At 69.8% G+C, this 26529-nt stretch carries 22 protein-coding genes; 12 read left to right on the top strand and 10 right to left on the bottom strand.

All coding sequences use genetic code 11. From position 1 onward, the window contains the following. Positions 1 to 812: 812 nt before the first annotated feature. The 5 genes from LG391_RS01760 to LG391_RS01780 all read right to left on the bottom strand — a co-directional run bounded on the left by LG391_RS01760 (position 813) and on the right by LG391_RS01780 (position 7544). A complete protein-coding gene (locus LG391_RS01760; protein WP_225765419.1) occupies positions 813 to 1745 on the bottom strand; it encodes a 3-keto-5-aminohexanoate cleavage protein in 933 nt (310 codons plus the stop codon). 17 nt (positions 1746 to 1762) lie between these two features. Then, complete coding sequence (locus tag LG391_RS01765) at positions 1763 to 2707, bottom strand: 3-hydroxyacyl-CoA dehydrogenase (protein WP_225765422.1); 945 nt, start codon at positions 2705 to 2707, stop codon at positions 1763 to 1765. A 157-nt stretch (positions 2708 to 2864) separates the two neighbouring features. After that, positions 2865 to 5390, bottom strand: coding sequence for a branched-chain amino acid ABC transporter ATP-binding protein/permease (locus LG391_RS01770; protein ID WP_225765425.1), 2526 nt, complete (start codon positions 5388 to 5390; stop codon positions 2865 to 2867). An 11-nt stretch (positions 5391 to 5401) separates the two neighbouring features. Then, entirely contained in the window at positions 5402 to 6277 is an 876-nt protein-coding gene (locus LG391_RS01775) for a branched-chain amino acid ABC transporter permease (RefSeq protein WP_225765427.1), read from the bottom strand. A gap of 13 nt (positions 6278 to 6290) precedes the next feature. Further along, positions 6291 to 7544, bottom strand: coding sequence for an ABC transporter substrate-binding protein (locus LG391_RS01780; RefSeq protein ID WP_225765429.1), 1254 nt, complete (start codon positions 7542 to 7544; stop codon positions 6291 to 6293). A gap of 156 nt (positions 7545 to 7700) precedes the next feature. Here LG391_RS01780 and LG391_RS01785 point away from each other — a divergent pair, with 156 nt between their 5' ends. The 3 genes from LG391_RS01785 to LG391_RS01795 all read left to right on the top strand — a co-directional run bounded on the left by LG391_RS01785 (position 7701) and on the right by LG391_RS01795 (position 11105). Then, positions 7701 to 8393 (top strand): GntR family transcriptional regulator, encoded by a 693-nt coding sequence (locus LG391_RS01785; RefSeq protein ID WP_225765431.1) that lies wholly within the window; start codon positions 7701 to 7703, stop codon positions 8391 to 8393. A 22-nt stretch (positions 8394 to 8415) separates the two neighbouring features. Continuing rightward, positions 8416 to 9192 carry an SDR family oxidoreductase gene (locus tag LG391_RS01790; protein WP_225765433.1) on the top strand — a complete coding sequence of 259 codons (777 nt, stop codon included), beginning with the start codon at positions 8416 to 8418 and terminating at the stop codon, positions 9190 to 9192. Between the two features lie 137 nt (positions 9193 to 9329). Next, entirely contained in the window at positions 9330 to 11105 is a 1776-nt protein-coding gene (locus LG391_RS01795; protein ID WP_225765436.1) for a DUF4344 domain-containing metallopeptidase, read from the top strand. A gap of 13 nt (positions 11106 to 11118) precedes the next feature. Here the strand turns inward: LG391_RS01795 and LG391_RS01800 are convergent, their stop codons facing one another. Then, entirely contained in the window at positions 11119 to 12024 is a 906-nt protein-coding gene (locus LG391_RS01800) for a LysR substrate-binding domain-containing protein (RefSeq protein ID WP_225765438.1), read from the bottom strand. A 107-nt stretch (positions 12025 to 12131) separates the two neighbouring features. On the opposite strand from LG391_RS01800, the gene LG391_RS01805 reads away from it, so the two are divergent. The 4 genes from LG391_RS01805 (at position 12132) to LG391_RS01820 (ending at position 14510) form a co-directional block, all read left to right on the top strand. Then, on the top strand, positions 12132 to 12533 hold the full coding sequence (locus tag LG391_RS01805) for a tautomerase family protein (protein WP_225765440.1): 402 nt from the start codon (positions 12132 to 12134) through the stop codon (positions 12531 to 12533). After that, positions 12530 to 12937, top strand: coding sequence for a cupin domain-containing protein (locus tag LG391_RS01810; RefSeq protein ID WP_225765442.1), 408 nt, complete (start codon positions 12530 to 12532; stop codon positions 12935 to 12937). The genes LG391_RS01805 and LG391_RS01810 overlap by 4 nt, the downstream gene beginning before the upstream one ends. A 16-nt stretch (positions 12938 to 12953) precedes the next feature. Further along, on the top strand, positions 12954 to 13535 hold the full coding sequence (locus LG391_RS01815) for a DUF4865 family protein (protein WP_225765445.1): 582 nt from the start codon (positions 12954 to 12956) through the stop codon (positions 13533 to 13535). A gap of 183 nt (positions 13536 to 13718) precedes the next feature. Further along, positions 13719 to 14510, top strand: a complete 792-nt coding sequence (locus LG391_RS01820; protein WP_225765446.1) for a winged helix-turn-helix domain-containing protein — start codon at positions 13719 to 13721, stop codon at positions 14508 to 14510. A 15-nt stretch (positions 14511 to 14525) separates the two neighbouring features. Here LG391_RS01820 and LG391_RS01825 read toward each other — a convergent pair whose 3' ends face one another. Continuing rightward, on the bottom strand, positions 14526 to 15032 hold the full coding sequence (locus LG391_RS01825; RefSeq protein ID WP_225765448.1) for an RNA polymerase sigma factor: 507 nt from the start codon (positions 15030 to 15032) through the stop codon (positions 14526 to 14528). Positions 15033 to 15044: 12 nt separating this feature from the next. Between LG391_RS01825 and LG391_RS01830 the strand changes: the two genes are divergently transcribed. Both LG391_RS01830 and LG391_RS01835 read left to right on the top strand, forming a co-directional pair. Further along, the gene (locus tag LG391_RS01830; protein ID WP_225765451.1) at positions 15045 to 15242 is read left to right on the top strand and encodes a hypothetical protein; all 198 of its coding nucleotides are present in this window, start codon (positions 15045 to 15047) and stop codon (positions 15240 to 15242) included. 183 nt (positions 15243 to 15425) lie between these two features. Continuing rightward, positions 15426 to 15734 (top strand): hypothetical protein, encoded by a 309-nt coding sequence (locus LG391_RS01835; RefSeq protein ID WP_225765453.1) that lies wholly within the window; start codon positions 15426 to 15428, stop codon positions 15732 to 15734. Between the two features lie 53 nt (positions 15735 to 15787). Here the strand turns inward: LG391_RS01835 and LG391_RS01840 are convergent, their stop codons facing one another. The 3 genes from LG391_RS01840 to LG391_RS01850 all read right to left on the bottom strand — a co-directional run bounded on the left by LG391_RS01840 (position 15788) and on the right by LG391_RS01850 (position 21053). Continuing rightward, positions 15788 to 18205 carry a glucose/quinate/shikimate family membrane-bound PQQ-dependent dehydrogenase gene (locus tag LG391_RS01840; RefSeq protein ID WP_225765464.1) on the bottom strand — a complete coding sequence of 806 codons (2418 nt, stop codon included), beginning with the start codon at positions 18203 to 18205 and terminating at the stop codon, positions 15788 to 15790. A gap of 149 nt (positions 18206 to 18354) precedes the next feature. Next, positions 18355 to 19950: a DHA2 family efflux MFS transporter permease subunit gene (locus LG391_RS01845; RefSeq protein ID WP_225765465.1), complete on the bottom strand. Its 1596-nt coding sequence runs from the start codon at positions 19948 to 19950 to the stop codon at positions 18355 to 18357. Next, positions 19947 to 21053 (bottom strand): HlyD family secretion protein, encoded by a 1107-nt coding sequence (locus LG391_RS01850; protein WP_225765467.1) that lies wholly within the window; start codon positions 21051 to 21053, stop codon positions 19947 to 19949. Before LG391_RS01850 ends, LG391_RS01845 begins: the two co-directional genes overlap by 4 nt. A gap of 160 nt (positions 21054 to 21213) precedes the next feature. On the opposite strand from LG391_RS01850, the gene LG391_RS01855 reads away from it, so the two are divergent. The 3 genes from LG391_RS01855 (at position 21214) to LG391_RS01865 (ending at position 26528) form a co-directional block, all read left to right on the top strand. Beyond that, positions 21214 to 22086: a diacylglycerol kinase family protein gene (locus tag LG391_RS01855; protein ID WP_225765469.1), complete on the top strand. Its 873-nt coding sequence runs from the start codon at positions 21214 to 21216 to the stop codon at positions 22084 to 22086. After that, positions 22083 to 22916 (top strand): inositol monophosphatase, encoded by an 834-nt coding sequence (locus LG391_RS01860; RefSeq protein ID WP_225765479.1) that lies wholly within the window; start codon positions 22083 to 22085, stop codon positions 22914 to 22916. Before LG391_RS01855 ends, LG391_RS01860 begins: the two co-directional genes overlap by 4 nt. 465 nt (positions 22917 to 23381) lie before the next feature. Next, entirely contained in the window at positions 23382 to 26528 is a 3147-nt protein-coding gene (locus LG391_RS01865) for an alpha-1,4-glucan--maltose-1-phosphate maltosyltransferase (RefSeq protein WP_225765480.1), read from the top strand. Position 26529: the final 1 nt, after the last annotated feature.

Raw genomic sequence — 26529 nt, forward strand, 5'->3', positions numbered from 1 at the left:
GGATGCTTGCCTCGATCATACCCAGAGACGCGATGTCGGTCGTGCACCGAATTGAAACGCCAGGATTCATGCGGGTTTGCGCCCCCATCACGACACCCGTTCCGCATCGACGGCGACGGGGCGGTCATAGACTCGGCGAGATGCGCTCTCGAACCGGAGGGCAGGGGCATCCGAACCGGATCGTACCGAGGCGGTAAAAGAGGGCGTCATTTATTTATCCACACCGAAAATCGCTTCGTTTCGAATGGTGCAGGGCGCGGAAACAAAATAACCATTCAATGAAGAAATCGAACTGTTACTTGATTTCACTCCCCAGATTTCAAACTGAAGATAGCATGCACTCCGATGCCAGCCTTCACCGATATCAGGTGACGGCGTCGAAATCAGGGCGGGATGGCCACATTGTTGGGCAGAGTGGGAAATCGGCCACAGGACCGATGATCGCCCCAGGCCGCCCACATGATCAGACGATCCACGATCCCCCCGAGCCGAAGCGCCGTGGCGGGATAGCGGTCCGAACATGCCGGACCGTTGGAATCGAGCATGTGAGGCGGTAGTCATGCCGCCAATCTCACACGGTCTGCAGCCTGTCGCTGTGACCACCGTAACAGCGATACTTCCCGCCGTGGGGAGCGACCGGCATCATCCTTTCTGGTCTCCCCACCCTCCGGCGCGGAGAGTGGGAGACGGACGGAGAGCCGCCCCTACGCCATCGGGGGGCGGGGGCAGCCTCCGCCGCGTTACGCTCCGGCGCCTCCGACTGGCCGAACGGGGGACTTGCCATCCACGCGCGTCGGACCAGCCTCCCGGCGTCAAAAGGCGACGCGGTCGCCGCCCTTGAGCTCGAGGATCTCGCGCGCCTCATCAGGCGAGGCGATCTCGAGGCCCAGCCCCTCGATGATCTGGCGGGCAAGGCGGACCTGCTGGGCGTTCGATTCCGCCAGCTTGCCGGGGCCGGCCCAGAGCGAATCCTCCAGCCCGACGCGGACATTGCCGCCCATCGCCGCCGCCATCGCCGCGATCGGCAGCTGGTTGCGCCCGGCGCCGAGCACCGACCATTCGTACTGATCGCCGAACAGCCGGTCCGCCGTGCGCTTCATATGCGCCACATCCTCCGGATGCGGGCCGATGCCGCCGAGGATGCCGAACACGGTCTGGACGAAGAGCGGCGGCTTCACCAGGCCGCGCTCCAGGAAATGGTGCAGGTTGTAGAGGTGCGAGGTGTCGTAGCACTCGAACTCGAAGCGGATGCCGTCGTCGCCCAGCGTCCGCAGCACGAACTCGATGTCCTTGAAGCTGTTACGGAACACCAGGTCCCGCGAGGCTTCCAGCGCCTCCGGCTCCCAGGCGTGCTTGAACTCCTTGAACCGGTTGAGCATCGGGAACAGGCCGAAATTCATCGACCCCATGTTCAGCGACGCCACCTCCGGCTTGAAGGTCTGGGCCGGCAGGATGCGCTCCTCGACCCGCATCCAGGGCGCGCCGCCGGTGGTCAGGTTCACGATGCAGTTGGAGCGCTGCTTGATCACCTTGAGAAAGGGCTCGAAGGCCTGCGGCGTCTGGTCGGGCTTGCCGGTCTCAGGGTCGCGGGCGTGCAGATGGACGATGGCGGCGCCGGCCTCGGCCGCGCCGACCGCTGCCTCGGCGATCTCCTCGGCGGTCACCGGCAGGTGGGCCGACATCGACGGGGTGTGGATCGCCCCGGTGACGGCGCAGGTGATGACGATCTTGCGGCTCTTGGCCATCTGGTCTGTTCTCCGGCTCAGGAAACGGTCGGGTCTTCGGACTGCGCCACCTTGTGCGCCTTCAGCGCCGCCAGGCGGCGGTCGCGCCAGGCGCTGCGCGCGGCCAGCCGGGCGGCGTCCGGGGTCTCGCCCCAGCCGGCCAGCAGGCGGTCGATGGTGGGGCCGTCCCACACCTCCGGCCCGGCCGGGTCGGCGGCAAGGCGGCGATAGAGACCGGTGTAGCGGGCGCAGTAGTCGGGGATGCCGCCCGGCGCGTTCAGCTCGATCGTGCCGAAGGGGCCGAGGAAGGACCAGCGCAGGCCCAGCCCGTCCTTGATGGTCTTGTCCAGGTCCTGCGGGCTGATCACGCCCTCGCCGACTAGGCGGAAGGCTTCGGCCAGCAATGCGCCCTGCAGGCGGTTCAGCACGAAGCCGTCGACCTCGCGGTGGATCGTGACCGGCTCCTGCCCCACGGCGCTGTAGATCCGCCGCGCCCGCTCGATGGTCTCGAGGGAGGTCCAGGGCGCGCCGCACAGCTCGACCACCGGCACCAGATGCGGCGGGTTCACCGGGTGGGCGACTAGGCAGCGGTCGCGGCCGGCCAAGCCCTCGGTAAACCGCGAGGCGACGATGGCCGAGGTGGAGGAGGCGAGGATCGCGTCGCGCGGCGCCAGCCGGTCCAGCTCGGCGAAGGCCGCGCGCTTGATCTCCACATCTTCGGGCAGGTTCTCCTGCACCAGCTCGGCCTCCGCCACCGCCTCGGCGAGCGATCCGGCGGCCCGGGCCCGGACCGCGGCCCCGGCCGGATCCTTGATCAGGCCATGGCTGGCGAGCTCGGCCAGGCCCTCGGCGATCAGTCCCGGCGCGGCCGCGAGGGCGGCGGCGCTGGCGTCGGTCAGCCGCACCTGCCAGCCGGCGGCGGCGAAGACGATCGCCCAGGACCGGCCGATCAGCCCGGTGCCGATGATCGCGATAGTCGGCATGCGTTCCTTCCTTTCCGAGCCTGTCCGGACACGCGTCCTGGTGAGTCGGCTGGCGTGGTTTTCGAGAACCGGAGCGCAGCGGATATGAGGTCCGTGAGCACCGGAAGCGCAGAAAACCGCGTCAGACGGCCGCCGGGGCGAGTGTCCGGACAGGCTCTCACAGCCAAAGCACCTTGCGGCGCAGGTCGAGGTCGTCGCGCAGCGCCTGCGACGGGCCGGCATGGATCACCCGGCCGCGCTCCAGCGCCACGGTACGATCGGACAGGGCGAGCGCCAGGTCCAGATTATGGTCGACGATGACGATCGAGAGGTCGCGGCGCAGCCGGTCGAAGCTCTCGAACAGCTGCTCGACCACTGCCGGGGCCAGCCCCTCGAACGGCTCGTCCAGCAGCAGAACCCGGACATCGCCGGACAAGGCGCGGGCCACCGCGATCATCTGCTGCTCGCCGCCGGAAAGGTAGTCGGCAGGGGTGTGCAGCCGCTCGCGGATGCGCGGGAAATACTCGAAGATCCGGTCAAGGTCCCAATGCGTGCCGTGGCCGCTGCGGCGCTGCGACCGGCCGAGGCCGAGATTCTCGGCGACCGTCATGCCGGCGAACAGGCCGCGCCCCTGCGGCACATAGCCGATGCCCAGCCGCGCGATCGCGGCCGGCGGCAGCCCCGCGATTTCCGCCCCGTCGAGGCGGATGCTGCCGGAGGCGGGCGGGGCGATGCCGATCAGCGTCTTCAGCAGGGTCGACTTGCCGGCGCCGTTGCGGCCCAAGAGGGCCACGATCTCGTGCCGGTGCACGGCGAAGGCGACATCGGCCAGGATGTGGCTCTTGCCGTAGAAGGTGTTGACGCCCTCCAGGCCCAGCAGCGTCTCGGGCTCGGCGGCGCTGGGCCGCGGCCTGGCCGCCACCGCGGCGGCGCCGGAGCCGATATAGACCTCCTGCACCCGCGGATCGCCGCGGGCGTCCTCGACCGTGCCGTCGACCAGCACCCGGCCCTCGTTCATCACCGTTACCGCATCGGCGATCTGGAACACGCGGTCGAGGTCGTGCTCGACCAGCAGCACCGGGATGTCGGCCGAGATGTGCCTGACGATGTCGCCGACGCGCTGCCGCTCCGCCGCCGCCAGCCCGGCCAGCGGCTCGTCGAGCAGCAGCAGGCGCGGGCGGGTGGCGAGCGCCAGCCCCATGTCGAGCAGGCGCTGCCCGCCATAGGACAGGGTGCCGGCCTCGGCCTGCTCGATTCCGGACAGGCCGAGATAGCGCAGCAGCTCGGCGGTCTCGGCCTCGATCTCCGGGATCGCCCGGGCGGCGCGCCAGAGGGCGAAGCGCTTTGGATGCCGCGCCTGGACCGCCAGCCGCAGATTCTCCTCGACGCTCAGCGCCGGGAACAGATTGGTGATCTGGAACGACCGGCCGATACCGGCGGCGCAGATCCGTTCCGGCGCCAAGCCGGCGATGTCGCGCCCCTTCAAGCTGACGCTGCCGGCATCGGGCGTGAACATGCCGGAGAGCAGGTTGAAGGCCGTGGTCTTGCCGGCGCCGTTCGGCCCGATCAGGGCGTGCAGCGACCGGTCGCGCACGGCGATGTCGACGCTCTCGACCGCGCGGATGCCGCCGAAATGCTTGGCAAGGCCCGAGGCGACGAGGACCGGCCCGTCGCCGTGGTCGGCCGGGCGCAGAAAGGCCGGCAGCGCACCTGAGGCTCCCGCTTGCCGGCCCGCCATGGCGGCGGCTTCCGCCGGCGGCGGGCGGAGCGTCGCCAGGATGCGCGCGGCGATGCCGACCAGGCCGGTCGGCGAGAACAGGATGAAGCCGACGAAGAGCAGCCCGAACCACAAGAGCCAGTCCGGCGTCCAGATCGACAGGAACTCGCGGAACAGGATGAAGAACAGCGCCCCCAGCGCCGGCCCCAGGAAGCTGCGCATGCCGCCGATCACGACCATGGCCAGCAGCTCGCCGGAAAAGGCGATCGACAGCGGGTCGGCCGAGGCGAAGCGATGGTTGAACACCGACATCACCCCGGCGAGGCCGGTTATGCCGGCCGACAGGACGAAGCCCAGCAGCTTGTAGCGGGTGGTCGGATAGCCGACGAAGCGCGCCCGCTGCTCGTTCTCGCGGATCGCGACCAGGACGGTGCCGGCCGGCGAGGCGTGGAAGCGCCGCAGCGCGACGACCACGGCGAAGCCGACCGCGGCGACGGCGGCGTAGTAGGCCCAGGCGTCGTCGAGATCGAAGCCCAGCAGCGTGCCGCGCTGCAGCCCGCCGAGGCCGTTCTCACCGCCGGTCAGGGCCGTCCAGCGGAAGGCCACGGCGTAGAGCAGGGCGGTCAGCGCCAGGGTCAGCAGCGAGAAATAGACGCCGCGCCGCCGCAGGACGAGAACGCCGGCGACAGCGGCGGCGACCAGGACGAAGGCGACGGCGAGCAGGCCGGGCAGCACGATCCCACTGGGGAACCAGGGCAGCTGCGCCAGGGCGGCGGCATAGGCGGCGAGGCCGAACCAGGCGCCATGGCCGAAGGAGACGAGGCCGGTCCGTCCCACCAGGATGTTCAGCCCCAGGCAGGCGGTGGCGAAGACCACCACGTCGATCGCCGAGGTCAGGGTGAGGCCGACCGCCAGCAGCAGCCAGGGCAGCAACACGAGGCCGAGCGCGGCGGTGACGAGGACGAGGCTGTCCTTGCGCTTGCTCATCCCGGGCGACCTCATTCGAAGCGCAGGATGCGCTCGCCGAACAGGCCGCGCGGGCGCAGCAGAAGGACGAGCGCCATCAGTGCATAGACCGCGGCCTCGGCGGCGGAGGGGTAGACCGTCACCATAACCCCGCGCAGCGCGCCGACGAGCAGGGCGGCCAGGACGACGCCCCAGAAGGAGCCGAGCCCGCCGATGACCACGACGACGAAGGCCCCGGTCAGGATCTCGGCGCCCATGGCCGGGTGGACGCCGGCGATCGGCGCCAGCATCACCCCGGCCAGCGCCGCCAGGCCGACGCCGAGGAAGACCACGGCGCCCATATAGGGGGCCAGCGAGATGCCAAGCGCCCCGACCATGTCGGGGTTCTGCACCCCGGCGCGCACCACCCGCCCGAAGGCGGTGCGCTGCAGCAGCCACCACAAACCTGCGACGATAACGACGACGCCGGCCAGGATGGTCAGCCGGTAGCGCGACAGCACGAAGTCGCCGAGGAAGACCTGGCCGCGCAGGAACCTCGGAATGGAATAGGGCAGGGGCGCCGCGCCGAAGCCCATGCGCAGCAGCTGCTCGATCACCATGGCCAGGCCGAAGGTCAGCAGCAGCGACAGGATCGGGTCGGCCCGGTAGAAGCGCCGGAACAGGAAGCGTTCCAGCAGCAGTCCCAGCAGCCCGACCGCCGCCGGGGCCGCGACCAGCGACCCGCCATAGCCGATGCTCGGCGTCAGCGACACCGCCAGATAGGCGCCGATCGCGTAGAAGGCGCCATGCGCCAGGTTGACGATGCCGCCGAGGCTGAAGATCAGCGACAGGCCCAGCGCGATCAGCAGCGTGATCGCGCCGGTGAACAGGCCGTTGACGATCTGCTCGGTGAGGAGGGCGAGGACCACGGCGCGGCGGGCCTCACGCCGGCATCGTGCAGGCGGCTTCTTCTTCCGTCGGCGCGATCGCCTCCAGCGGCTCCTCCGGGCCCGGCACCGCCGGCGAGGAGGTGAAGATGTCCCACTGGTTCTCCACCTCGTCCGGCGGCAGTGCCGTGATCGCGTACATCTCGGTCATCAGCTGGTGGTCACGGGCCCGGAAATAGCCCTCGCGCGACTTCATCACGTCGAACTTGGCGCCCTTCTCGAGATATTCGACGATCGCCGGGCTGTCGGCCGACTTGGTCTCGGCGATGGCGCGGGCCAGAATCTTCAGCGCGTTATAGTCGCCCCAGGCCTGGTTCTCCGGCGGCTTTCCATACTTCTTGGTGAAGGCGTCGACGAAGGCCTTCGACGCGGGGGTGTCGACCCGGTGGTGCCACAGCGACGGCCAGGTGCCGAGAAAGTTGCCCTCGCCGGCGCCCCAGGCGACCGCGGTGTCGAAGCCGAATCCGGCGACCGGGAAGGACAGGCCGTATTCGGCGTATTGCTTGATGAAATTGGTGATCTGGGCGCCGGCGAGGTTGGAGATCACCAGGTCCGGCTCTGCCTGCCGGATCTTCAGGAGATAGGCGGAGAAGTCGGTGGCGTCGGTCGGCACCAGCTCGTCGGCGGCGAACTGCCCGCCATTCTGCTCCATGAAGCGCTTGGCCACCTTCAGGAGGTCGTGGCCGAAGGCGTAGTCGGCGGTCAGCGAATACCAGCGCTTGCCCTTGACCAGATCGGTCTGCAGCAGCGCCCGGCCGACCGACTTCACATACATCGAGTTGGCGCCCTCGACATGGAACATGAAGCGCTTGCAGTCGGCGCCGCGCAGCGCGTCGGAGTTGCAGCCGGTGTTGAAGAACAAGGTTCTGCTGCGCTGCGCCACCTGGGAAATGGCGAGGCCGGAGGCGGAGGAGATCTCGCCGATGATCGCCGCGACCTTGTCGCGCTCGACCAGCCGTTCGGCCTTGGCCGAGGCGGTCTGCGGGTTGACCGAATCCTCGATGATCAGCTCGACCGGCCGGCCCAGCACGCCGCCAGCGGCGTTGATCTCCTCGGCCGCGAGCTGCACCGCCATCACGGCGTATTCGCCGAGCGGGCCGAGGAAGCCGGTGCGCGGCGTCAGATGCCCGATGCGCAGCGCGTCCGTCTGGGCGCGGACGATGGCCGGCATGCCGATGGCGGCGACGGCGGCGGTGGACGCGGCGCCCCGCAACAGGGCACGGCGGGTGAAGCGCAAATCTTCAGGCATAGGATCCTCCCTCGTCAGACGCCGGCTTGGCGCGGTCTTCGTCCGGTCGAGCCACGGCGGGTTGGGTCTGCGCCCACCTTGCCGTGATCTGTGATCACAGTTAGGCTGGACGAAATCGGAAGGCTTGTCGAGTCCCGGAAGGAGTTAAGCTGAAGGATGAGCGCGGGGCTGGCCGGCATGGCGCGGATCGAGCGGGTGACGCTCGGCGAGCGCGCCTATGAGGCGCTGCGCGAGCTGCTGCTCTCCGGCGCCGTGGCCCCGGGCGAGAAGCTGTCGCTGCGCAGCGTGGCGGCGACGCTCGGCGTCTCGATCATGCCGGTGCGCGAGGCAGTGAGCCGGCTGGTCGCCGACGGCGCGCTGGCGGTGATGCCGAACCGGGCGGTCACCGTGCCGGTGATGACCCGCGCCAAGTTCCGCGAGCTGACCACGGTCCGCCTCGCCGTCGAGGGCTTCGCCGCAGAGCAGGCGGCGGCCCATCGCTCGGAGGGCGATCTGGCCGAGATCCGCCGGCTGGACGAGGCGTTCCGGCGCGAGGTCAAGGCGCCCGAGGCGGACGCCATCGCGGCGCTGCGGCTGAACAAGGAGCTGCACTTCGCCATCTACGCCGCGACCGGGCTGCCGTCGCTGGTCGCCATCATCGAAGGGCTCTGGCTCAAGGTCGGGCCGGTGATCAACCTGGACCTCAGATCCTCGACCGAACGACTCGTCGACGGCGGGGCGGAGGGATTCCACGCCGATTGCGTCGCGGCGATCGCGGCGCGGGACGGGCCGGCGGCGCGCGCGGCGCTGGCCTCGGACATCGAGAACGCCGCCCGCTTCATCGCGGCGACCGGAAGGCTGCCGGACTGAAACGAACGAGGAGGAGAACGCCATGGATCTCGGCATCAAGGGCCTGCGCGTCCTGGTCACAGCCGGCGCGTCCGGCATCGGGCGGGAGATCACCCGCGCCTTCGTCGAGGAGGGGGCGCGGGTGCATGTCTCGGACGTCGACGCGGCGGCGCTCGAAGCGCTGGCGGCGGAGAGCCCGGCGATCACCGCGACCACGGCCGACATGTCCGACCGCGCGGCCGTGGCCCGGCTGTTCGACGAGGCGCTGGCGGCGCTGGGCGGGCTGGACTGCCTGGTCAACAATGTCGGCATCGCCGGCCCCACCGGCCGGGTCGACCAGATCGATCCGGAGGAATGGGACCGGACGCTGGCGGTCAACATCACCGGCCAGTTCAACTGCACCCGCCTGGCCGTGCCGCATCTGGCGAAAAGCGGCAACGCCAGCATCATCAACCTGTCCTCCTCCGCCGGGCGCCTCGGTTTCCCGCTGCGCACGCCCTATGCCGCCTCGAAATGGGCGGTGGTCGGCTTCACCAAGTCGCTGTCGATCGAGCTCGGGGCCCTCGGCATCCGGGTCAACGCGATCCAGCCCGGCATCGTCGAGGGCGACCGCATCCGCCGGGTGTTCGCCGCCAAGGCGGCGCAGCGCGGCATCACGGCCGAAGCGATGCAGGAGCAGTCGCTGGCGCAGGCTTCGATCCGGGAGATGATCCAGCCGCGCCAGCTGGCGGACCAGATCCTGCTGCTGGCCTCGCCGCGCGGCCGCACCATCTCCGGCCAGGCCATCAGCATCTGCGGCGACCTGCAGTCGCTGGCCTGAAGATCGGCCCATCCTGATCGTCCGCAGGCAGGGGCTTTTCAGAACTTCCCCGCTCAGTTCCTTATTGGGTACGGATTCGGCCTGATTCTCAACAAATTCACCGAATATCAGGCCACGAGAGGGTTCGGAGGGGGAAGATGGTGGGATCGGAATTGTCGCGGATGACGCGGGCGGCGGCCGCCGCGGCCTGCCTGCTGTTCGGGCTGTTCGGCGCATCGCCCGGATACGGGCAGCACATCGTGCCGGGCCAGCGCTCCAACATCGTCGCATCCGATCCGGCCACCCTGGAGCAGGCGCTGAACCCGGACGAGAAGAAGCTGGTGCAGGAGGGGCTGGCCTGGCTAGGCTTCTACAAGGGCTGGTTCGACGGCGCCTTCAAGGCCGGCACGCGCAGCGCGCTGTCCGCCTGGCAGCAGCAGAACGGCTTGCGCGCCACCGGCGAGCTCGACCCCGACCAGGCCGTCACGCTCGCCGGCACGGCCCTGGCGATGCGGGATAAGACCGGCTGGCAGCCCCTGTCCGATTCGAGGAGCGGGATCACCATCTCCTATCCCTCCAAGGTCCTGACCGAGCGGACGGAGTCGGAGGCGGGGGGTGTCACCCTGAACGACCCCGATGGCGGCGCATCGCTGATGACGATGCGCTTCACCGATGTCACCGACGGCCAGATCAACGCCTTCTACGACGCCCTTTCCGGCAGCGGCGAATCCGAGATCACCTACGAGTTCCGCCGGAACAACCTGTTCATCGTCACCGGCAACCGCAAGGCCGGCAAGTTCTACAGCCGTTTCGAGCAGCGCGGCCGCGAGATCCGCGGCTACGACCTGATCTGGCGGGCCGATCACGACGCGGATCTGCAGGCGCTCTCGGTGCTGATCTCGAACAGCTTCTATCCGTTCGGCTACGACACCCCGCCGGCGGAACCGAGCTACCCGACCCTGATGGCGCTGGCCGATGCACGGGATCCGCAGGGCGGATCGGCCGGCACGAGGGAGGCGCCCCAGGACGCCGACCGCTCGCAGCAGGCCAGCACGAGCCCCGCCCCGGACCGGGCGCCACCTGCCCGAGGGCCATCGGAGACGGGCGGCGCGCCCTCGTCCCATCAGGACAACCAGGCCGGCCCGAGCGGTGAGGACATGGAGGAGGGGCAATTCGCCTTCGCCTATCTGGAGCCGGACAGCCCCGCCCTCAAGGGCGCCTACGAGCTGACGCGGGACACCGACCTGCTGCGGCGGAATCCCGAGATCGCCTGGATGAACGGGATGTTCGAACTGCCGCGCCCGCTGCGCTACGCAGCCGCGGAATGCGGGTCGGTGAACGCGTTCTACTCGCCCAAGGATTCCGCGATCGTCCTCTGTTACGAGCTGGTCGATTCCCTGGAGCAGCAGGCCCAGAAGCTGGCCGAGAAGGCGGATCCGCGGTCGAACATCCTCGGCGCCTATATCGCCAGCAACATCCGCTTCATCCTGCTGCACGAAACCGGCCACGCCCTGATCGACATGCTGGAGCTGCCGTCGACCGGGCGGGAGGAAGACGCGGTCGACCAGATGGCCGCGATGATGATCCTCCTCAACCCCGGCGGGAAGGAGACGACCGACCAGATCGCCGAGGTGCTGCGGATGGCCGCCATCTGGTTCCAGAACAACGCTTCGGTCGGCAGCGACGCCAGCCAGAACATGCAGGTCTTCGCCGACGAGCACTCCCTCAGCGAGCAGCGCTTCTACAACCTGCTGTGCTACATGTACGGCCACAATCCTGACGACTATGACTGGATCGTCCGGGAGAAGTTCCTGCCCGAGACGCGCGCCGTCCGCTGCCCCGACGAATCGCGCAAGATGTTCAAGGCCTGGGCGGCGCTGCTGGCGCCGCATTTCACCCCGCGCTACCAGGCGATCGCGCGCATGCTGAAATAAGCGAGACCCAACCTCATGCGGCCCGGGTGAAGCCGGGCAGCACGTCTCGCACTGACTGCGCCAGGATGGCGGCCAGGCGGGCGGTGACCGGATCCGGCTCGGCCTCGGCCCGCAGCAGGGTCAGGGGCAGTGACGGCAGCGCCGGCGCATCGGCCGGCTTCAGCGTCCGCACCCCGGCCGGCAGGCCAAAATCGGTGCGGATGGTGACGCCGAGCCCGGCCGCCACCGCCGCCCACAGCCCGCCGAGGCTGGGGCTGACAAAGGCCAGGCGCCAGGGGATTCCGGCGCGGTCCAGCGCCGTGGTCGCGGCCGTGCGCAGCAGGCACGGCGCCTCCAGCGTTGCCAGCGGCAGCGGCTCGTCGGCCCGGCCATGGGCGGAGGCGAGGACGCCGTCGCCCATGGCCGGGCCGACCCAGCGCATCGGCAGCTCGGCCACCGGCTCGGCATGCGGCAGGCCGCCGCCGTCGCCCCAGGCCAGCGCCAGGTCGAGCTGGCCGGATCCGACACGGTCCAGCAGGTCGAAGCTGCGGGCGATCCGGGCCTCGATCCGCACCCGGGGATGGGCCCGGGCGAAGCGGCCCAGCACGGCCGGCAGCAGCGCCTCCCCGAAATCCTCGGACAGGCCGAGCCGCACCCAGCCTTCGAGATCGGCGCCATGCACCGCCGCAGCCGCCTCATCGTTGAGGGCGAGCAGCCGGCGGGCATAGGCCAGCATGGTCTCGCCGGCCTCGGTCAGGGCCAGGCCGCGCCCAGCCTTGCGGAAGATCGGCGTGCCCGCCTGCTCCTCCAGCTTGCGCAGCTGGGCGCTGACCGCCGAGGTCGAACGGCCCAGCCGGTCCGCTGCCCTGGCGAAGCTGCCCAGCTCCATCCCCGTCGCGAAGCTGCGCAGCACGTCCAGGTCGAAGGTGATCCGGCGCATGGAGAACGTCCCGATTTTCTGAACCAATGATCCAGGTATTTCTGATTTTCCGGACGAACCTGCGGCGCTATCTGCTGGGCGTCAAGGCCGATCCACGGAGCCCTCCCATGCCGCTCACCCGCATCTCGCTCGCCAGGGGCAAGTCGCCTGACTATCTCCGCGCCCTGTCCGACAGCCTGCACCGGTCGCTGGTCGAGGCCTTCGAGGTCCCGCCCGACGACCGGTTCCAGATCATCCACCAGCACGAGCCGGGGGAGCTGGTGTTCGATCGCCATTATCTCGGCGGGCCGCGCTCCGGCGATTTCGTCCTGTTCCAGATCACCGCCGGCCGGCCGCGCAGCACCGGGACCAAGGCCGGCTTCTACCGCCGGCTGGTCGATCGCCTGGCCGAGGCGCCGGGCCTGCGGCCCGAGGACGTCATGGTGGTGATCTCGACCACGCAGCTCGACGACTGGTCCTTCGCCGGCGGCGTCGCCTCGATGGTCCGGGACGACAGGAGCGCGCGATGACGTCCGACATGGCTCCAGGAAACCCCGGCGAGATGACCATCCGCCGCGCCGGCGCCGCGATCGCCCGCACCCCGGACGGTATCGCCAGCGGGCCGTTCTGGGCCGAATGGCTGCTGCAGGGCCGTCGCGACGGCGAGATGACGGCGATGCGCGCCACCCTGGATCCCGGTATCCGTACGCATTGGCACAGCCACCCGCGCGGGCAGCTGCTCTATGTCCTGCACGGCGTCGGCCTGGTCCAGCGCGCCGGCGGGATTGCGGAGGAGGTGAGGGCAGGGGATAGCGTCTGGTTCGCGCCGGACGAGCGGCACTGGCATGGCGCCACGGCCGACAGCGTCTTCGCCTATGTCAGCATCCAGCCGGTGCAGGACGGCACGGCGGTGCGCTGGATGGAGCCGGTCTGATGGCCTGGAGGACGAGATGTACGTGATGCAATACGAGATCACGCTGCCGTCCGACTACGACATGCGGGTCATCCGCCGCCGGGTCTCGGTCCGGGGGCCGGCGCTCGACGCCTTTCCCGGGCTGGGGCTCAAGGCCTATCTGATCCGCGAGCGCGGCGTCGACGGCTCGCCGGTCAACCAGTACGCACCCTTCTACCTGTGGGCTTCGACCGGGGGGATGGGCCGCTTCCTGTGGGGCGGCGGCGGCTTCGGCGGCATCGTCGAGTCCTTCGGCCGGCCGGCGGTGCGGCACTGGACCGGGATCGCCTGCCTGGCGGGACCGGATCGTGGAGATGTCCCACGTTACGCCACCCGTCACACTTGGCCGATGCCGACGGACGCCGATCCGACGGGCCTCGTGGCCGAGGCCGTCGCCGATCTGGAGGGTCGCGCCCGGCGGCCGGGCACCCACACCACGGCCCTGGCGGTCGATCCACGGTCATGGGAGCTGGTGTGCTTCGCCCTGAGGACCGAGGCCCCGGACACAGCGGACGGGGCGGTCTACCAGGTGCTCCACCTGTCGATGCCGCATCTGGGCAAGATCACCCGCACGGCGTGACGGTTTCCGGCAATCGTTAACGACGATACGCGCGGGCGTCCTGCCCCGCCGACTTCGGTCCTGACATGGTGACCCAGGTCACCTCCGGCTCCGCCATCCCGGTGCGATGGTCCGGGCACAGCACAGGCGGCGGATGCCCATCGCCGCCGGAAACCGGAGTCAGGAGCCTTGCTTCAATATCGGATGCCCCCGGCCGATCATCCCGCTTCTCCCTGGACGCCGGCTGAGTCCAGCACGTCGTCGACGCGGCTGGGCCTGGCCGCGGAAGACCGGCCGGTCCGCGTCCTCGTCGCCGACGGCGACCCCGCGATCCGGGACGCCATCGTCGACTATCTGGGGAGTCACGGTGCGCAAGCGGTCGCGGCCGCGGGGCGCCAGGAGATCGCCCGGTGCATCGCCAGGGACGAACCGGACGTGGTGATCCTGGACCTGCAGGAGAACGGATTGGACCTGCTGCGCGAGATCCGCGGAAGGCTCGCCGTCCCGGTGATCATCGGGACCGGGCGCGGCGGAGAGGAGATCGACCGCGTCATCGGGCTGGAGCTCGGTGCGGACGACTACATGGCGAAGCCGCTCGGACTGCGGGAGCTGCTGGCGCGGATCCGGGCGGGCCTGCGCGGACGGGACCACGCTCGGGCGACGCTGCGGTTCCCCGAGCGTGGCCGATGCCGCTTCGGCGGCTGGCAGCTCGATCGGCGCCTGAGGCGGCTGACCGACGCCCGAGGCGCCGTGGTGCCGCTGTCGAAGACCGAGTACGCGCTGCTCGTCGCGTTCGTCGCGGCCCCGCAGCGGCCGCTTTCGCGCGAGCAGCTGCTGCAGGCCACGCGGATCCGCGAGGATGTGTTCGACCGTACGATCGACGTGCAGGTGCTGCGGCTGCGCCGCAAGCTGGAAGCCGACCCGGGCAATCCGAGGATCATCCGGACGGAGCGCGGTGTCGGCTACGTCTTCGCGCTGCCGGTCGAGGCGCTGTGAGCGGCGGAACCGCCATCAATGGACCGGATGGTCCTCGCCGCGAAGGGCATGCCGCGCCCGCGCCAGGCGGGACCGGATGGTGCCGATCGGCACGTGCAGGCGCTCGGCTGCTTCCTCGTAGGAGGCGCCGTTGATCGCCACCAGCCGCAACACCTCGCGATGGCTGCGCGACAGGGTGGGCCAGCGTTCCTCCAGCTCGCGCACCTCGATCGCCTCGGTCTGGCTGGCCGGGGACGGCAGGTCCCAGCCTTCGATCGGCACCATCTCGGTCTGGTTGCGCTTGCCCGAGACGAATTTAGAGAGATGGAGGCGGCGCATCATGACGATGAGCCAGGCCACGATGTTGCTGCCCGGGCGCCAGAGATGGAGCTTGAGCGCAGCCCGCAGCAGGGTCTCCTGGATCAGGTCGTCGGCATCCGCGCGATTGCGGGTCAGGCTCACGGCATAACGCCGGAGATCCGGAATGCAGGGAGCGACGGTCGCGAGAAACTGTCGCTCGGTTGCGGCTGAGATGGCCGGCATCGGAGAGCGTCCATGTTGCGACTGATTACCGACGAAACCGATGGGCGGCCCGACTGTTCCATTAAAAACGCTCTTCTTTCCGGCGCGATTTGCAATGAAATTCCGCTTCGCTTGCCATACATCGGCATGACAATCCCAATAGGTCTCATCGTCCTAACAATTGATAAACGTGAATCGACCGCCTCCGGATCGCAAAAGGCGGCAGCGTGATCATCGAGATTCAGAAGCAACATTTATCAAATTCGGCGGTTTCTTTGCCGGCTGGGCGCTGAATCGGCGGATCGGCCTTTGTCGCAGCGCGGCCGGAACAATCGCCGGGGCTCGACCATTGCCTAGATGTCTCCGCCGCAGCGCGGCGGAAGGCGACCCTGCCAGCCTGATGGGGAGAGTCTAGTGAAACTCGTTCTGATCACCGCTGCGGCGGTTCTCGCGGCCTCGCCGGCCTTCGCCGACTGCCAGTCGGATGCCCAGGCCCAGACCGACAAGGTCCGCACCGAGCACCAGCTCCTGAGCAACCAGGCCAATGCGCCGCTGGCGGAGCAGTGCCAGACCGGTTCCAGGCTGATCGCCGAAGCCAAGCGCCTGAACGCGATCCGCCGCAACTGCCAGGCGCAGCTGCAGCTGACCGCGCAGGAGCTGCAGCAGCAGGATCAGCGGATCCAGGCGGCGGATCAGGAATACACCGCCCGCTGCGGCGGCTGATCCGTCCGAATGCGCAGACAGGGCCGGCTCCGCGGGGCCGGCCCCTTTCCAGGTCAGCGCGGCAGGGCGTAGGCGATGATCGAATCCCCGGCCTTCGTACCCAGCGAGCCGTGTCCGCCGGCGACCACGACCACGAACTGCCGCCCGCTCTGCTCCGAGCGGTAGGTCATCGGCGTGGCCTGCCCCCCCGCCGGCAGCCGGTCTTCCCAGAGCTGCCGGCCGGAGGTCACGTCATAGGCGCGGACATACTGGTCGAGAGTCGAGGTCAGGAAGGCGACGCCGCCCGCTGTCATGATCGGCCCGCCCAGGCTGGGCACGCCCATGCGGAAGGGCAGGGGCACCGGCGAGCTGTCGCGGATCGTGCCGTTCTTGTGCTGGTAGACGACCTTGCCGCTGCGCAGGTCGACCCCGGCGACGTAGCCCCAGGGCGGCGCCTGACAGGGTAGGCCGAGCGGCGACAGGAAGGCGTTCAAGGCCACCATGAAGGGCGCGCCGTAGTTCGGGTTGACGCCGCCGGTCTCCTGCGTGCCCTCGATATCCGATCCGCCGGACGGTTCCTGTGCGCTTTCCTGCTTGCCTTCGGACGAGGCGTTCTCACGCCGGATCAGCCGGTCGACGAAGGCCATGTAGTCCGGGTTGGCGAACGCCACCTGGCGCACCGGGTCGACGGCGATGCCGCCCCAGTCGAAGATGCCGAAATTGCCCGGATAGACCAGCGACCCCTGTTCCGACGGCGGCGTGAAGATGCCCTCGTAGCGCAGCGACCGGAACTGAATCCGGCACAGCAGCTGGTCGAACATCGTCGCGCCCCACATGTCGCGCTCCTCGAGCGGGCGGTCGGGCAGGAAGGTGAGGGCGGAGAAGGGCTGGGTCGGCGCCGCGTGGTCGCCTTCGGCCGCACCCTGCGGCACCGGACGCTCCTCCACCGGGATCACCGGCTCGCCGGTGCGGCGATCAAGGACATAGATGTCGCCGCGCTTGGTCGGCGCCACCAGCGCCGGCACCTTGCCCCGCGGCAGGTCGAGGTCGATCAGGCTGGGCTGGGAGCCGATATCCATGTCCCAGAGGTCGTGATGCACGGTCTGGAACACCCAGCGCGGCTTGCCGGTGGCGATCTCCAGCGCCACGATCGCGCTGGAATAGCGCTCGGCCTCCGGCGTGCGCCTTCCGCCCCACTGGTCGGGCGGCTGGTTGCCCATCGGGATGTAGATCAGGCCCAGCCCCTCGTCGGCGCTGGAGATGCTCCAGCTGTTCGGCGAGCTGGCGACATAGGTCTCGCCAGGGCCCAGCGGCTCGGTCCGGTCCGGCCGTCCGGGATCCCAGGCCCAGACCAGCCGGCCGGTGGTTGCGTCATAGGCGCGGATCACGCCCGACGGCATCTTCACCGAGACGTTGTCGCTGACATTGCCGGCGATGATGACGAGGTCGCGGGTCACCACCGGCGGCGAGGTCGAGTAGTACATGCCTTCCTGCCGCTCCGGCATGCCCTGCCACAGGTCGACCTGCCCGTTCTCGCCGAAGCCGGGGCAGGGCCGGCCGGTATCGGCGTCGAGCGCGATCAGCCGGGCGTCGGCGGTTGGCATGAAGATGCGGCGGCTGCAATCGCCGGACGATGCCGCCTGGGCGCCCGCCGCCTCGTGGTAGGAGACGCCGCGGCAGGTCAGGTGCTGCAGGGCTTTCGATTGCGAGATCTTGGGGTCGTAGCGCCACTTCTCGCGTCCGCTCTCGGCGTCCAGCGCGATCACGAAATTGTGCGGCGTGCACAGGTACAGCGTGTCGTGGACCTTGATCGGCGTGACCTCGTAGGTGGTCTCTCCGGGATCGTCCGGGCCGCGGACATCGCCGGTGCGAAAATGCCAGGCGACCTGCAGCTGGCCGACGTTCTCCGGCGTGAGCTGAGTCAGCGGCGACCAGCGGTTGCCGTATGAGGAGCGGCCATAGGCGTGCCAGTCGCCGTCCGGAACGCCGCCGTAGTCCTGCGGCGCCGGTCCCTGGGCCGTTGGCAGCTCGCCCGGCCGGTCGTGCCGGTCGGTGACCATGGCGGCGATGCCGGCGACGGCACCGATCAGCAGCGCCACGGCAAGCGGCAGGCCGGCGCCGCGCCAGGCCGCCGGCGGCGGATCCGCCGGGTCGCGGCGGAGGCTGCGCGTGATCCAGGGCATCAGCAGCCACAGGCCGACCAGGAAGACGACGTCGCCGCGCGCCGCCAGCGGCCACCAGTCGAGGCCGATCTCGTCCAGCGCCCAGGCGATGGTGCCGAGCACCACCACGGCATAGACCCACAGCGCCGCAGGGCTGCGGAACAGCAGCAGCAGGCCGGTCAGGACGAAGCCGAAGCCGGCGGCCAAGTAGTACCAGGATCCGCCGAGGCCGAGCAGCCAGATACCGCCGGCCCCGAGGGCGAAACCGAGCAGGATGATGACGAGCCCGGAGAGCCAGAGCATCGCCCGCGAGCCGCTTCGTTCCGGCATCGATGCCTCCATCCTTGGTTGTCCTCAGAATGCTCCAATCGGCATCCGCGGACTACAGTCCTGAGCGGACCTTCGAAGCGGCCGCAGGGATTGAGCTTGCTCGCGGGCCGCCGGCGTCAAGGCTGCGGAGGTGTGGCCGATCATCGTCGTCAATGGGCGGCGGCCCCGCCGAACCGCCCGCGACGCAGCAGCAGCGCCGCCGGAATCATCAGCAGGGCGACGATGGCGAGCGCCTGGAATACGTCGATATAGGACAGCAGCGAAGCCTGATCCTCGACCAGCTGGCCGATCCAGTCGAAAGCCTGCTGCCGCGCCGTCGCCTCGGCTGCGCCCTGGGCCAGGAAATGCCCGGTCGCCTGGTCCAGCCCCAGCTGATACGCCAGCGCCGACGGCGAGGCGTGGCCGGCCAGATGGGTCTGGTGCAGCTGTGCGTTCTGGGCCAGGAGGGTGGTCGACAGCGAGACGCCGATCGAGCCGCCGAGATTGCGCGCCACATTGATCAGCGCCGCCGCCTGGCCGGTCTTGTCCGGCGGCAGGTCGGCATAGGAGGCGGTGGTGATCGGCAGGAACAGGAACGGCAGCCCGATCATCTGGAACACCCGCGACCAGGCGAAATAGGTAAAGCCCGCCTCGGGCGACAGGGTGGTGAAGTGCCACATCGCCAGCGCCACCACCGTCAGCCCGCCCATGATCAGGTATTTCGGCGACACCAGGTTGGTGAGGCGGGAGGAGATCGGCATCAGCACGAACATCACCAGGCCGCCCGGCATCAGGGCGAGGCCGGCCCAGGTGGCGGTGTAGCCGTACTGCTCCTGCAGCAGCTGCGGCAGGATCTGGGTCGAGCTGTAGAGGATGGCGCCGACCGCCAGCATCACCAGGCAGGTGGTGCCGAACTGCCGACGCAGCACCAGCCGGATGTCGACGATCGGGTCCTTGCGCGACAGCTCCCACGGCACCAGCAGGGCCAGCGACACGAAGGAGATGCTGGCGAAGACGGTGATGAAGGCGGAATCGAACCAGTCCTCGCGCTGGCCGTTGTCGAGCATGACCTCGAGGCAGCCGAGCCAGAGCGCGACCAGCAGCAACCCGATCCAGTCGACCTTCAATCCGCCGGCCAGCGCCTCGCGGCGCTCCCGCTTCAGCACCTCGGGCTCGACCAGCAGCCACTGCACCAGGATCAACGACGCGATGCCCATCGGCACGTTGATCAGGAAGATCCAGTGCCAGGAGTAGTTGTCGGTGATCCAGCCACCGATGGTCGGCCCGAAGGTCGGGGCGACGATCACCGCGATGGCGTAGATGCCGAAGGCCTGGGCCCGCTTCTCCGGCGGGAAGCTGTCGGCCAGGATCGACTGCTCGCTGGGCGCCAGGCCGCCGCCGCCGAGGCCCTGCAGCACCCGGCAGAAGATCAGCATCTCCAGGCTGGTCGCCATGCCGCACAGCAACGAGCTGACCGTGAACAGGGCGACGCAGATCATGTAGAAGCGCTTCCGCCCGACGACGCCCGACAGCCAGCCGCTGATCGGCAGAACCACGGCATTAGCGACGAGATAGCTGGTCAGCACCCAGGTGCTCTCGTCCTGGCCGGCGGCCAGCCCTCCGGCGATGTGGCGCAGCGCGACATTGGCGATCGAAGTGTCCAGAACCTCCATGAAGGTCGCGATCGAGACCACGCCGGCGATCAGCCATGGATTGCGGCCGCCGGCCGCGGAACGGCTGCCGGCAGCCTCCGCCGCGGCGCTCATCGCACCGTCACGGTCGGCACCACCGACATGCCGGGCCCGAGCGGCAGGTCCGGCGGGTCGTCGAACACGATCTTGACCGGTACCCGCTGCACCACCTTGACGTAGTTGCCGGTGGCGTTCTCCGCCGGCAGCAGGGCGAAGGCGGTGCCGCTGCCGAACTGCTGGCTGTCGACATGGCCCGGGAAGTCGCGGTCGGGATAGGCGTCGATCGAGATCGACACCGGCTGGCCGGGGCGCATCAGGTCGAGCTGCGTCTCCTTGAAATTGGCGGTGACCCAGACCTCGCGCGGCACCAGCATCATAAGGCTTTGGCCGGGCGAGGCGTAGGCGCCCTTGGCCGCCGACAGCTTGGCCACGCGGCCGGCGACCGGCGCCGTCAGCACGGTCCGGTCCTGGTTGGCCCGGGCCTGCTGCAGCGAGGCCTCGGCCTGCTCCAGCGCCGCCGCGGCGCTCTGGGCCTGGGCCCGCAGCACGCCGAGCTGCTTGTCCGCGGCGGTCAGCGACGCCCGGGCGCCGTCGAATTCGGCCTGGCGCTGCCGCAGGTCGGTCGACGCCTGGTCCGCCCGCTGCCGGGTGCCGGCGGCGGTCCGCACCAGGTCCTGGGCCCGCTTGTTCTCGTCCTCGGCGAATTGCAGCGCCGCCTGGGCGGCGGCGACCTGCAGCCGGGACTGGTCCACCTTCGCCGTCTGCGCTTCGATCTGGGCCGCGACATCGCCGATGTCGGCCTTCGCCTGGTCGACCTTGGCCCGGGCCTGGGCGAGGGCGGCAGCGTAGTCGCGGTCGTCGATCCGGGCCAGCACGGCACCAGCCTCGACCGGCTGGTTGTCGGTCACCGGCACATCGACGATGGCGCCGCTGACCTGCGGGCTGACGGCGACCGTGCGGGCGTCGATGAAAGCGTCGTCGGTGCTTTCGTAGTTGCGGGCGTGCAGCCACCAGCCGGCCGCCCCGGCCAGCAGCACCGCGGCCGCGACCGAGCCGATCAGGATGGCGCGCCGATGCCTGGCGAAGACGCCGCGACGGTCCTCCGGCGCGGCCAAATCCCGGTCATCGGGCGCCGAGGTGCCGGCGGCGCCCTGACGGGTTGCGTCGTCTGGTGCCATGTCGAGCCTTCTTGGCCGGTCCGGCAGATGAATGGAGCGACCTGCAGCCAGACGGCCGCAGGTCCTGCCAGCGAGAATGTCGCCGCCGCCCGGATGGTTCCGACGGCGCGGCGGGCCGAAGCGGACGGAACCGCGACGGCCATAGCCGGATTGTTCGGCCATGGAGATCTCGCTGTTCCACAACCCGAAGGCCGGCGACGGCGACTGGTCGCCGGACAAGCTGGTCCGCCTGCTGGAGATGTCGGGCTTCGCCCCGGTGCATATCTCGACCCGCGGCAAGGAGCTGGAACGGGCGCTGGAGAATCCGCACGATCTGGTTGTGATCGCCGGCGGCGACGGCGCCGTGGCCGAGATCGTGCGGGCGCTGCACGGCCGGGGCCACACCGTCGCCATCCTGCCGACCGGCAGCTCCAACAACATCGCGCGGGCGCTCGGCATCGTCGAAGAGCCGCGCCACATCGTCGCCGGCTTGGCCAAGGCGAAGCGCACGCCGCTCCGGATCGGTGTGGTGGAAGGGCCGGAATGGACCCGCAACTTCGTCGAGGCGGTCGGGATGGGTCCTCTGGTGACCGCAATCCGGCAAGGCGCCGCCGGCGGCAAGGAGCATGGCTCGGACCTGGTCGGGGAACGGCGGCAGGAGTTGCGCGACATCATCGCCGATTGCGAGCCGCTCGATGTCAGCCTGGCCGTCGACGGCAAGCGGCTGGACGAAAAGATGCTGATGCTCGAAGTGATGAACCTTCCGATGATCGGGCCGAACCTGCTGCTGGCGCCGGAAGCCGACCCCGGGGACGCGCATCTCGACGTGGCCTGGCTGCCGGCGGCGAAGCGCCGCTCGATGCTGGCCTGGCTGAAGGACCCGGAGGCCCGAGGGTCTCCGCTGCGCCGGGTGAAGGCTGAGCGGGTCGAGTTGCATCCGCAGGGCGGCAGCGTTCACGTCGACGACAAGGCCGTCGAAGGCGGCGAGGCCACGCTGATCATCCGCATCGAGCCCAAGCCGGTGACCGTCCTCATTCCTGGAGACGACGAATGACCAGCGACGACCTGCCCGCAGCCCGGCTGGAGCAGTGGGAGGAGACGGCGATCGAATTCGCCCGGCTCGCCGGGGCCGAGATCGTCGCCTCGCTCGGCCGGACCTTCAGCGTCCGGTACAAGACCGGGGCGGGGCAGGGAGACGACCTGCTGTTCCGGGATCCGGTGTCGGAGGTCGACCAGCGGGTGGAATCCCTGATCCGGGCACGCCTCGCCGAGCTCTACCCCGACCACGGCATCATCGGCGAGGAGATGGAGGATCATCCAGCCGGGCCCGACAGCCCGGTCTGGGCGATCGATCCGGTCGACGGAACCACCAATTTCGTCAATGGCTTGCCGCTGTTTGCTGCGTCGATCGGGGTGCTGCATCGCGGCCGGCCGGTGATCGGCGCCGTGTGGTGCTCGACCAGCCATGCCTTGCGCTCCGGCGTCTATCACGCCTGCGGCCGCGGCCCGCTGAGCTTCGACGGGGCGAAGCTCGAGGTCGGCCCGAACCCGGCGGTGCGCCGGCGGCTGGCGGGAGAGCCTCGTCTCGATCCCGGCACCGTGCTGCCCTGGGAGACTCGCAAGACCGGATCGGCCGCGATCGAATGCGCCTTCGTGGCCGCGGGCCTGCTGGAGGTGGCGCGCTTCGAGCGGCCGAATGTCTGGGACGTGGCCGGCGGGCTGTGCCTGGTCGCGGCCGCCGGCGGCACGGCCTTCACGCTGTCGGACCAAGAGCGGGGCTGGGAACGCTTCACCGGCTTCGGCGACGATCCCCGGGGCTGGCACGGGCAGCTGGTGATCGGCACCGAGGCCGCCGCCATCCGCCGCAAGGACGCCGCCGCCTGAGTCGGTCCAGGATTCAATGGGTTATGAGGAAATCCTAAGTTCCTCCGGTGGCGGAGGGTTGCGTCATAACTTGTTGACGTGACGTATATTCCTTCCGACTGCGGCCCTGGCCGCGGCGTCCTTGGCGACGGCGTCGTAATTACCGGAAGAACGGGCCGGGAGGACCGAGCCGTGGCGGCCGGATCTCAATGGCCTCGGGGGATCATCTTTATTTTCCATAATATATATTATCCGACAAACCGAATGTGATCATCCGCAGGGCTCGGCCTCGTCGCCGCCCCCGAGTGCGGCGCTTCGACCGGCCGCGCTCGCCTCCGCCCGATCTGCCAGGAACCGCGACGACGGGCTTCCTGTTCTCCGATGAAGCAACCAAGCCGCAACTGACGCGAGGTGGCCATGACCGGACAAGCGACCGGGTTGCGCGAGAAAGACGGCCGTCCGGCGGCCCCGCTCCTTGAGCCTCGCATGCTTCGCACGATCTACAGCCTTCCCGGCGGGCTTGGGTCGCTGTCGCATTCCTTCCTGGACGAATGCCTCCCGCAGGCCGCCCGGATGGGGTTCGGCCATCTGGCCGTCGCAGCGACGCCGGGCACGCTCTCCCGATCCCGAGCCGCGATCGGCGGTGCCGTCGAAAGCTGCCGCCGGCACGGGCTGGGCCTGGTCCTCGATCTCGCCTCGGCGGCTTCACAGCCGGCGCATACGGCCGCCGATGACGAGCCGCCGGATCCGCGGCGGCCCCCGATCCGGGCAGTGTTGCCGGACGACGCGGCCTTCGCCTGGCCGGCGGCATCCCTCGCCGCCGCCTGCGAAGCCGGCGTCGACGGATTCATCTGCCGGATCGCGAGCCTGGACGAGGCACGGCGATGGTCGGAGGCGATCGTGGAGACGCGCGCCGCGGGGCACCGCTTCTGGGCCGCGGCCCGGGCCCTGCAGGAGCTTGACCAGATCCTGCTGCGGGATTGCGGCTTCGATGCCTGCATCTCCGGCATCGGGATGCTGGAGGCATGGCGGCGCTCCCCATCCGGCCCGACAGCCGCGGCGCTGCCGGTGATCACCTATCCCGAGCCGCCCGAAGGTACGCGCCTGGCGGCCCGCATCCGGCATACGCCGCTGCTGCGCCGGGCCTATCTGCGCTCTCTGCGGCTGGCCGCCGCCACGGGCGACGGGCTGCTGCTGCCGATGGGCTTCGAGTTCGCCGCCCGCGAGACGCCGATCGGCACGGCCGAAGCCGAGCTGCAATGGGCGCGCGACGCCGCGCCCTTCGACCTGAGCGAGGAGATCGCGGCCACGGTCGCGGCGCTAGGCAGGCCGGGCGGCAAGGCTGCGGCGCTGCGGGCCCTCAGCGGTCCGGAGGCCACGGTGGTCGCCCTGCTGCGCACCGAGGCCGGCGTCGCCCCGGAACGGGCCGAGCTGATCCTGGCCAACACCGACCTGCACCGGCCGGCGACGCTGCAGCCGGCGCCCGTGCTGCGCGGCATCGGCGGCGCGTTCGGCCCGTTCACCGACAAGCTGGGCCCGGACAAGTTGGACGGGGCGCCGGCCGGCCTGGCCGGCAGCCATCCGATCACGCTCGACGCCGGTGAGACGCGGGTGCTGGAAGCACCGCGGGCGGCGCCGGTCGCCCCCGCCCCGTCGCGCGTTGCCGAGCTGGACCTGGCCCGCGCGATCCGGGCGCCGCGGGTGGCGATCGAGGCGGTTGCCCCCTCACCCGGCCATCCCCGCTTCCCGGTCAAGCGCATCGCCGGCGAGACCGTGCGGGTCGAGGCCGATGTTGTCACGGACGGGCACGAGATCACCGCCGTCGCCCTGCTGTGGCGGCCGGAGGACGAACGCGGCTGGCGCGAGCAGCGCATGTCGCCGATCGGCAACGACCGCTGGGCGGGCGAATTCCCGCTGGAGCGGATGGGCCGCTATCTCTTCGCCGTCGAGGCCTGGCGCGACGTCTTCGCGACCTTCCTGTCCGACCTGCGCAAGAAGCAGCTGGCCGGGCTGGACCTGGCCGTCGAGATCGAGGAAGGCCGGCTGCTGGTCGAACGGGCACGCGACGCCTGCCGCGGCCGGATCCGGGCCGAGCTAGAGGCGCTGCTGGCCGGCTTCGCCGAGGCCGCGCCGTCGGAGCGGCTGGCGCGGCTGCAGGCGCCGGAGACCGCAGCGCTGATGGCCAAGGCCGACCGCCGGCCCTTCGCCATCCGCCAGGACCCGCCGCAGGCGGTGGACGCCGAGCGCCGTGCTGCCGGCTTCGCCAGCTGGTACGAGCTGTTCCCGCGGTCGGCCAGCGGCGACCCTCACCGGCACGGCACCTTCGACGACGTGATCCGGCGGCTGCCGGCGGTCCGCGCGATGGGCTTCGACGTGCTGTATTTCCCGCCGATCCATCCGATCGGCCGGAAGAACCGCAAGGGCCGCAACAACACCCTCACCCCCGGACCGGACGATCCCGGCAGCCCCTATGCCATCGGCGCGGCCGAGGGGGGCCACGACGCGATCCACCCGCAGCTCGGCACCATCGAGGATTTCCGCCGGCTGCGCGATGCGGCGGCGGAACACGGGCTGGAGCTGGCGCTGGACTTCGCCATCCAGTGCGCCCCCGACCATCCCTGGCTGCGCGAGCATCCCGGCTGGTTCGGCTGGCGGCCGGACGGGACCATCCGCTACGCCGAGAATCCGCCGAAGAAGTACGAGGACATCGTCAATGTCGAGTTCTACGCCGAGGCGGCGCTGCCCGAGCTGTGGCGGGTGCTGCGCGACATCGTCGCCTTCTGGGTCGGCGAGGGCGTGCGGCTGTTCCGGGTCGACAACCCGCACACCAAGCCCTTCCCGTTCTGGGAGTGGCTGATCGCCGACATCCGCAGCCGCGACCCCGGCGTCGTCTTCCTGGCCGAGGCCTTCACCCGGCCGAAGGTCATGTACCGGCTGGCGAAGATCGGCTTCTCGCAGTCCTACACCTACTTCACCTGGCGCAACAGCAAGGCGGAGCTGACCAGCTACCTGACGGAGCTGACCACCACGGCGCCGAAGGACTTCTTCCGTCCGCACTTCTTCGTCAACACGCCGGACATCAACCCGCAGTTCCTGCAGACCAGCGGCCGCCCGGGCTTCCTGATCCGCGCCGCGCTGGCGACCACGCTGTCCGGGCTGTGGGGCATGTACAACGGCTTCGAGCTGTGCGAGGCGCAGGCCGTCCCGGGCAAGGAGGAATATCTCGACAGCGAGAAGTACCAGCTGCGCGCCTGGGACTGGGACCGGCCCGGCAACATCGTCGCCGAGATCACCCGGCTGAACCGGATCCGTCACGCCAACCCGGCGCTGCACAGCCATCTCGGCCTGACCTTCTACAACGCCTTCAACGACAGCATCCTCTATTACGGCAAGGCGACGCCCGACCGCGGCAACGTCCTGCTGGTCGCCATCAATCTCGACCCGCACCGGCCGCAGGAGGCCGATATCGAGATCCCGCTCTGGGAATGGGGCCTGCCCGACCACGGCGCGCTGGCGGCCGAGGAGCTGATGACCGGCCGTGAGCTCACCTGGCACGGCAAGATCCAGCACATCCGTCTCGACCCCGCCCTTCCCTTCGCGATCTGGCGCATCCGTCCGGCGCAGGAGGTGTGAC

The sequence above is a fragment of the Inquilinus sp. Marseille-Q2685 genome (assembly GCF_916619195.1).
Classification (GTDB): Bacteria; Pseudomonadota; Alphaproteobacteria; order DSM-16000; family Inquilinaceae; genus Inquilinus.

What these genes read in the sequence shown, in the direction of transcription:
- LG391_RS01825 (WP_225765448.1), bottom strand. Translation starts at nt 15,032, where the DNA reads ATGCCGGCCATCTCAGCCGCAACCGAGCGACAGTTTCTCGCGACCGTC.
- LG391_RS01765 (WP_225765422.1), bottom strand. Translation starts at nt 2,707, where the DNA reads ATGCCGACTATCGCGATCATCGGCACCGGGCTGATCGGCCGGTCCTGG.
- LG391_RS01805 (WP_225765440.1), top strand. Translation starts at nt 12,132, where the DNA reads ATGCCGCTCACCCGCATCTCGCTCGCCAGGGGCAAGTCGCCTGACTAT.
- LG391_RS01815 (WP_225765445.1), top strand. Translation starts at nt 12,954, where the DNA reads ATGTACGTGATGCAATACGAGATCACGCTGCCGTCCGACTACGACATG.
- LG391_RS01860 (WP_225765479.1), top strand. Translation starts at nt 22,083, where the DNA reads ATGACCAGCGACGACCTGCCCGCAGCCCGGCTGGAGCAGTGGGAGGAG.
- LG391_RS01830 (WP_225765451.1), top strand. Translation starts at nt 15,045, where the DNA reads ATGTTGCGACTGATTACCGACGAAACCGATGGGCGGCCCGACTGTTCC.
- LG391_RS01820 (WP_225765446.1), top strand. Translation starts at nt 13,719, where the DNA reads ATGCCCCCGGCCGATCATCCCGCTTCTCCCTGGACGCCGGCTGAGTCC.
- LG391_RS01840 (WP_225765464.1), bottom strand. Translation starts at nt 18,205, where the DNA reads ATGCCGGAACGAAGCGGCTCGCGGGCGATGCTCTGGCTCTCCGGGCTC.
- LG391_RS01865 (WP_225765480.1), top strand. Translation starts at nt 23,382, where the DNA reads ATGCTTCGCACGATCTACAGCCTTCCCGGCGGGCTTGGGTCGCTGTCG.
- LG391_RS01855 (WP_225765469.1), top strand. Translation starts at nt 21,214, where the DNA reads ATGGAGATCTCGCTGTTCCACAACCCGAAGGCCGGCGACGGCGACTGG.
- LG391_RS01795 (WP_225765436.1), top strand. Translation starts at nt 9,330, where the DNA reads ATGGTGGGATCGGAATTGTCGCGGATGACGCGGGCGGCGGCCGCCGCG.
- LG391_RS01790 (WP_225765433.1), top strand. Translation starts at nt 8,416, where the DNA reads ATGGATCTCGGCATCAAGGGCCTGCGCGTCCTGGTCACAGCCGGCGCG.
- LG391_RS01850 (WP_225765467.1), bottom strand. Translation starts at nt 21,053, where the DNA reads ATGGCACCAGACGACGCAACCCGTCAGGGCGCCGCCGGCACCTCGGCG.
- LG391_RS01810 (WP_225765442.1), top strand. Translation starts at nt 12,530, where the DNA reads ATGACGTCCGACATGGCTCCAGGAAACCCCGGCGAGATGACCATCCGC.
- LG391_RS01785 (WP_225765431.1), top strand. Translation starts at nt 7,701, where the DNA reads ATGAGCGCGGGGCTGGCCGGCATGGCGCGGATCGAGCGGGTGACGCTC.
- LG391_RS01770 (WP_225765425.1), bottom strand. Translation starts at nt 5,390, where the DNA reads ATGAGCAAGCGCAAGGACAGCCTCGTCCTCGTCACCGCCGCGCTCGGC.
- LG391_RS01800 (WP_225765438.1), bottom strand. Translation starts at nt 12,024, where the DNA reads ATGCGCCGGATCACCTTCGACCTGGACGTGCTGCGCAGCTTCGCGACG.
- LG391_RS01780 (WP_225765429.1), bottom strand. Translation starts at nt 7,544, where the DNA reads ATGCCTGAAGATTTGCGCTTCACCCGCCGTGCCCTGTTGCGGGGCGCC.
- LG391_RS01845 (WP_225765465.1), bottom strand. Translation starts at nt 19,950, where the DNA reads ATGAGCGCCGCGGCGGAGGCTGCCGGCAGCCGTTCCGCGGCCGGCGGC.
- LG391_RS01760 (WP_225765419.1), bottom strand. Translation starts at nt 1,745, where the DNA reads ATGGCCAAGAGCCGCAAGATCGTCATCACCTGCGCCGTCACCGGGGCG.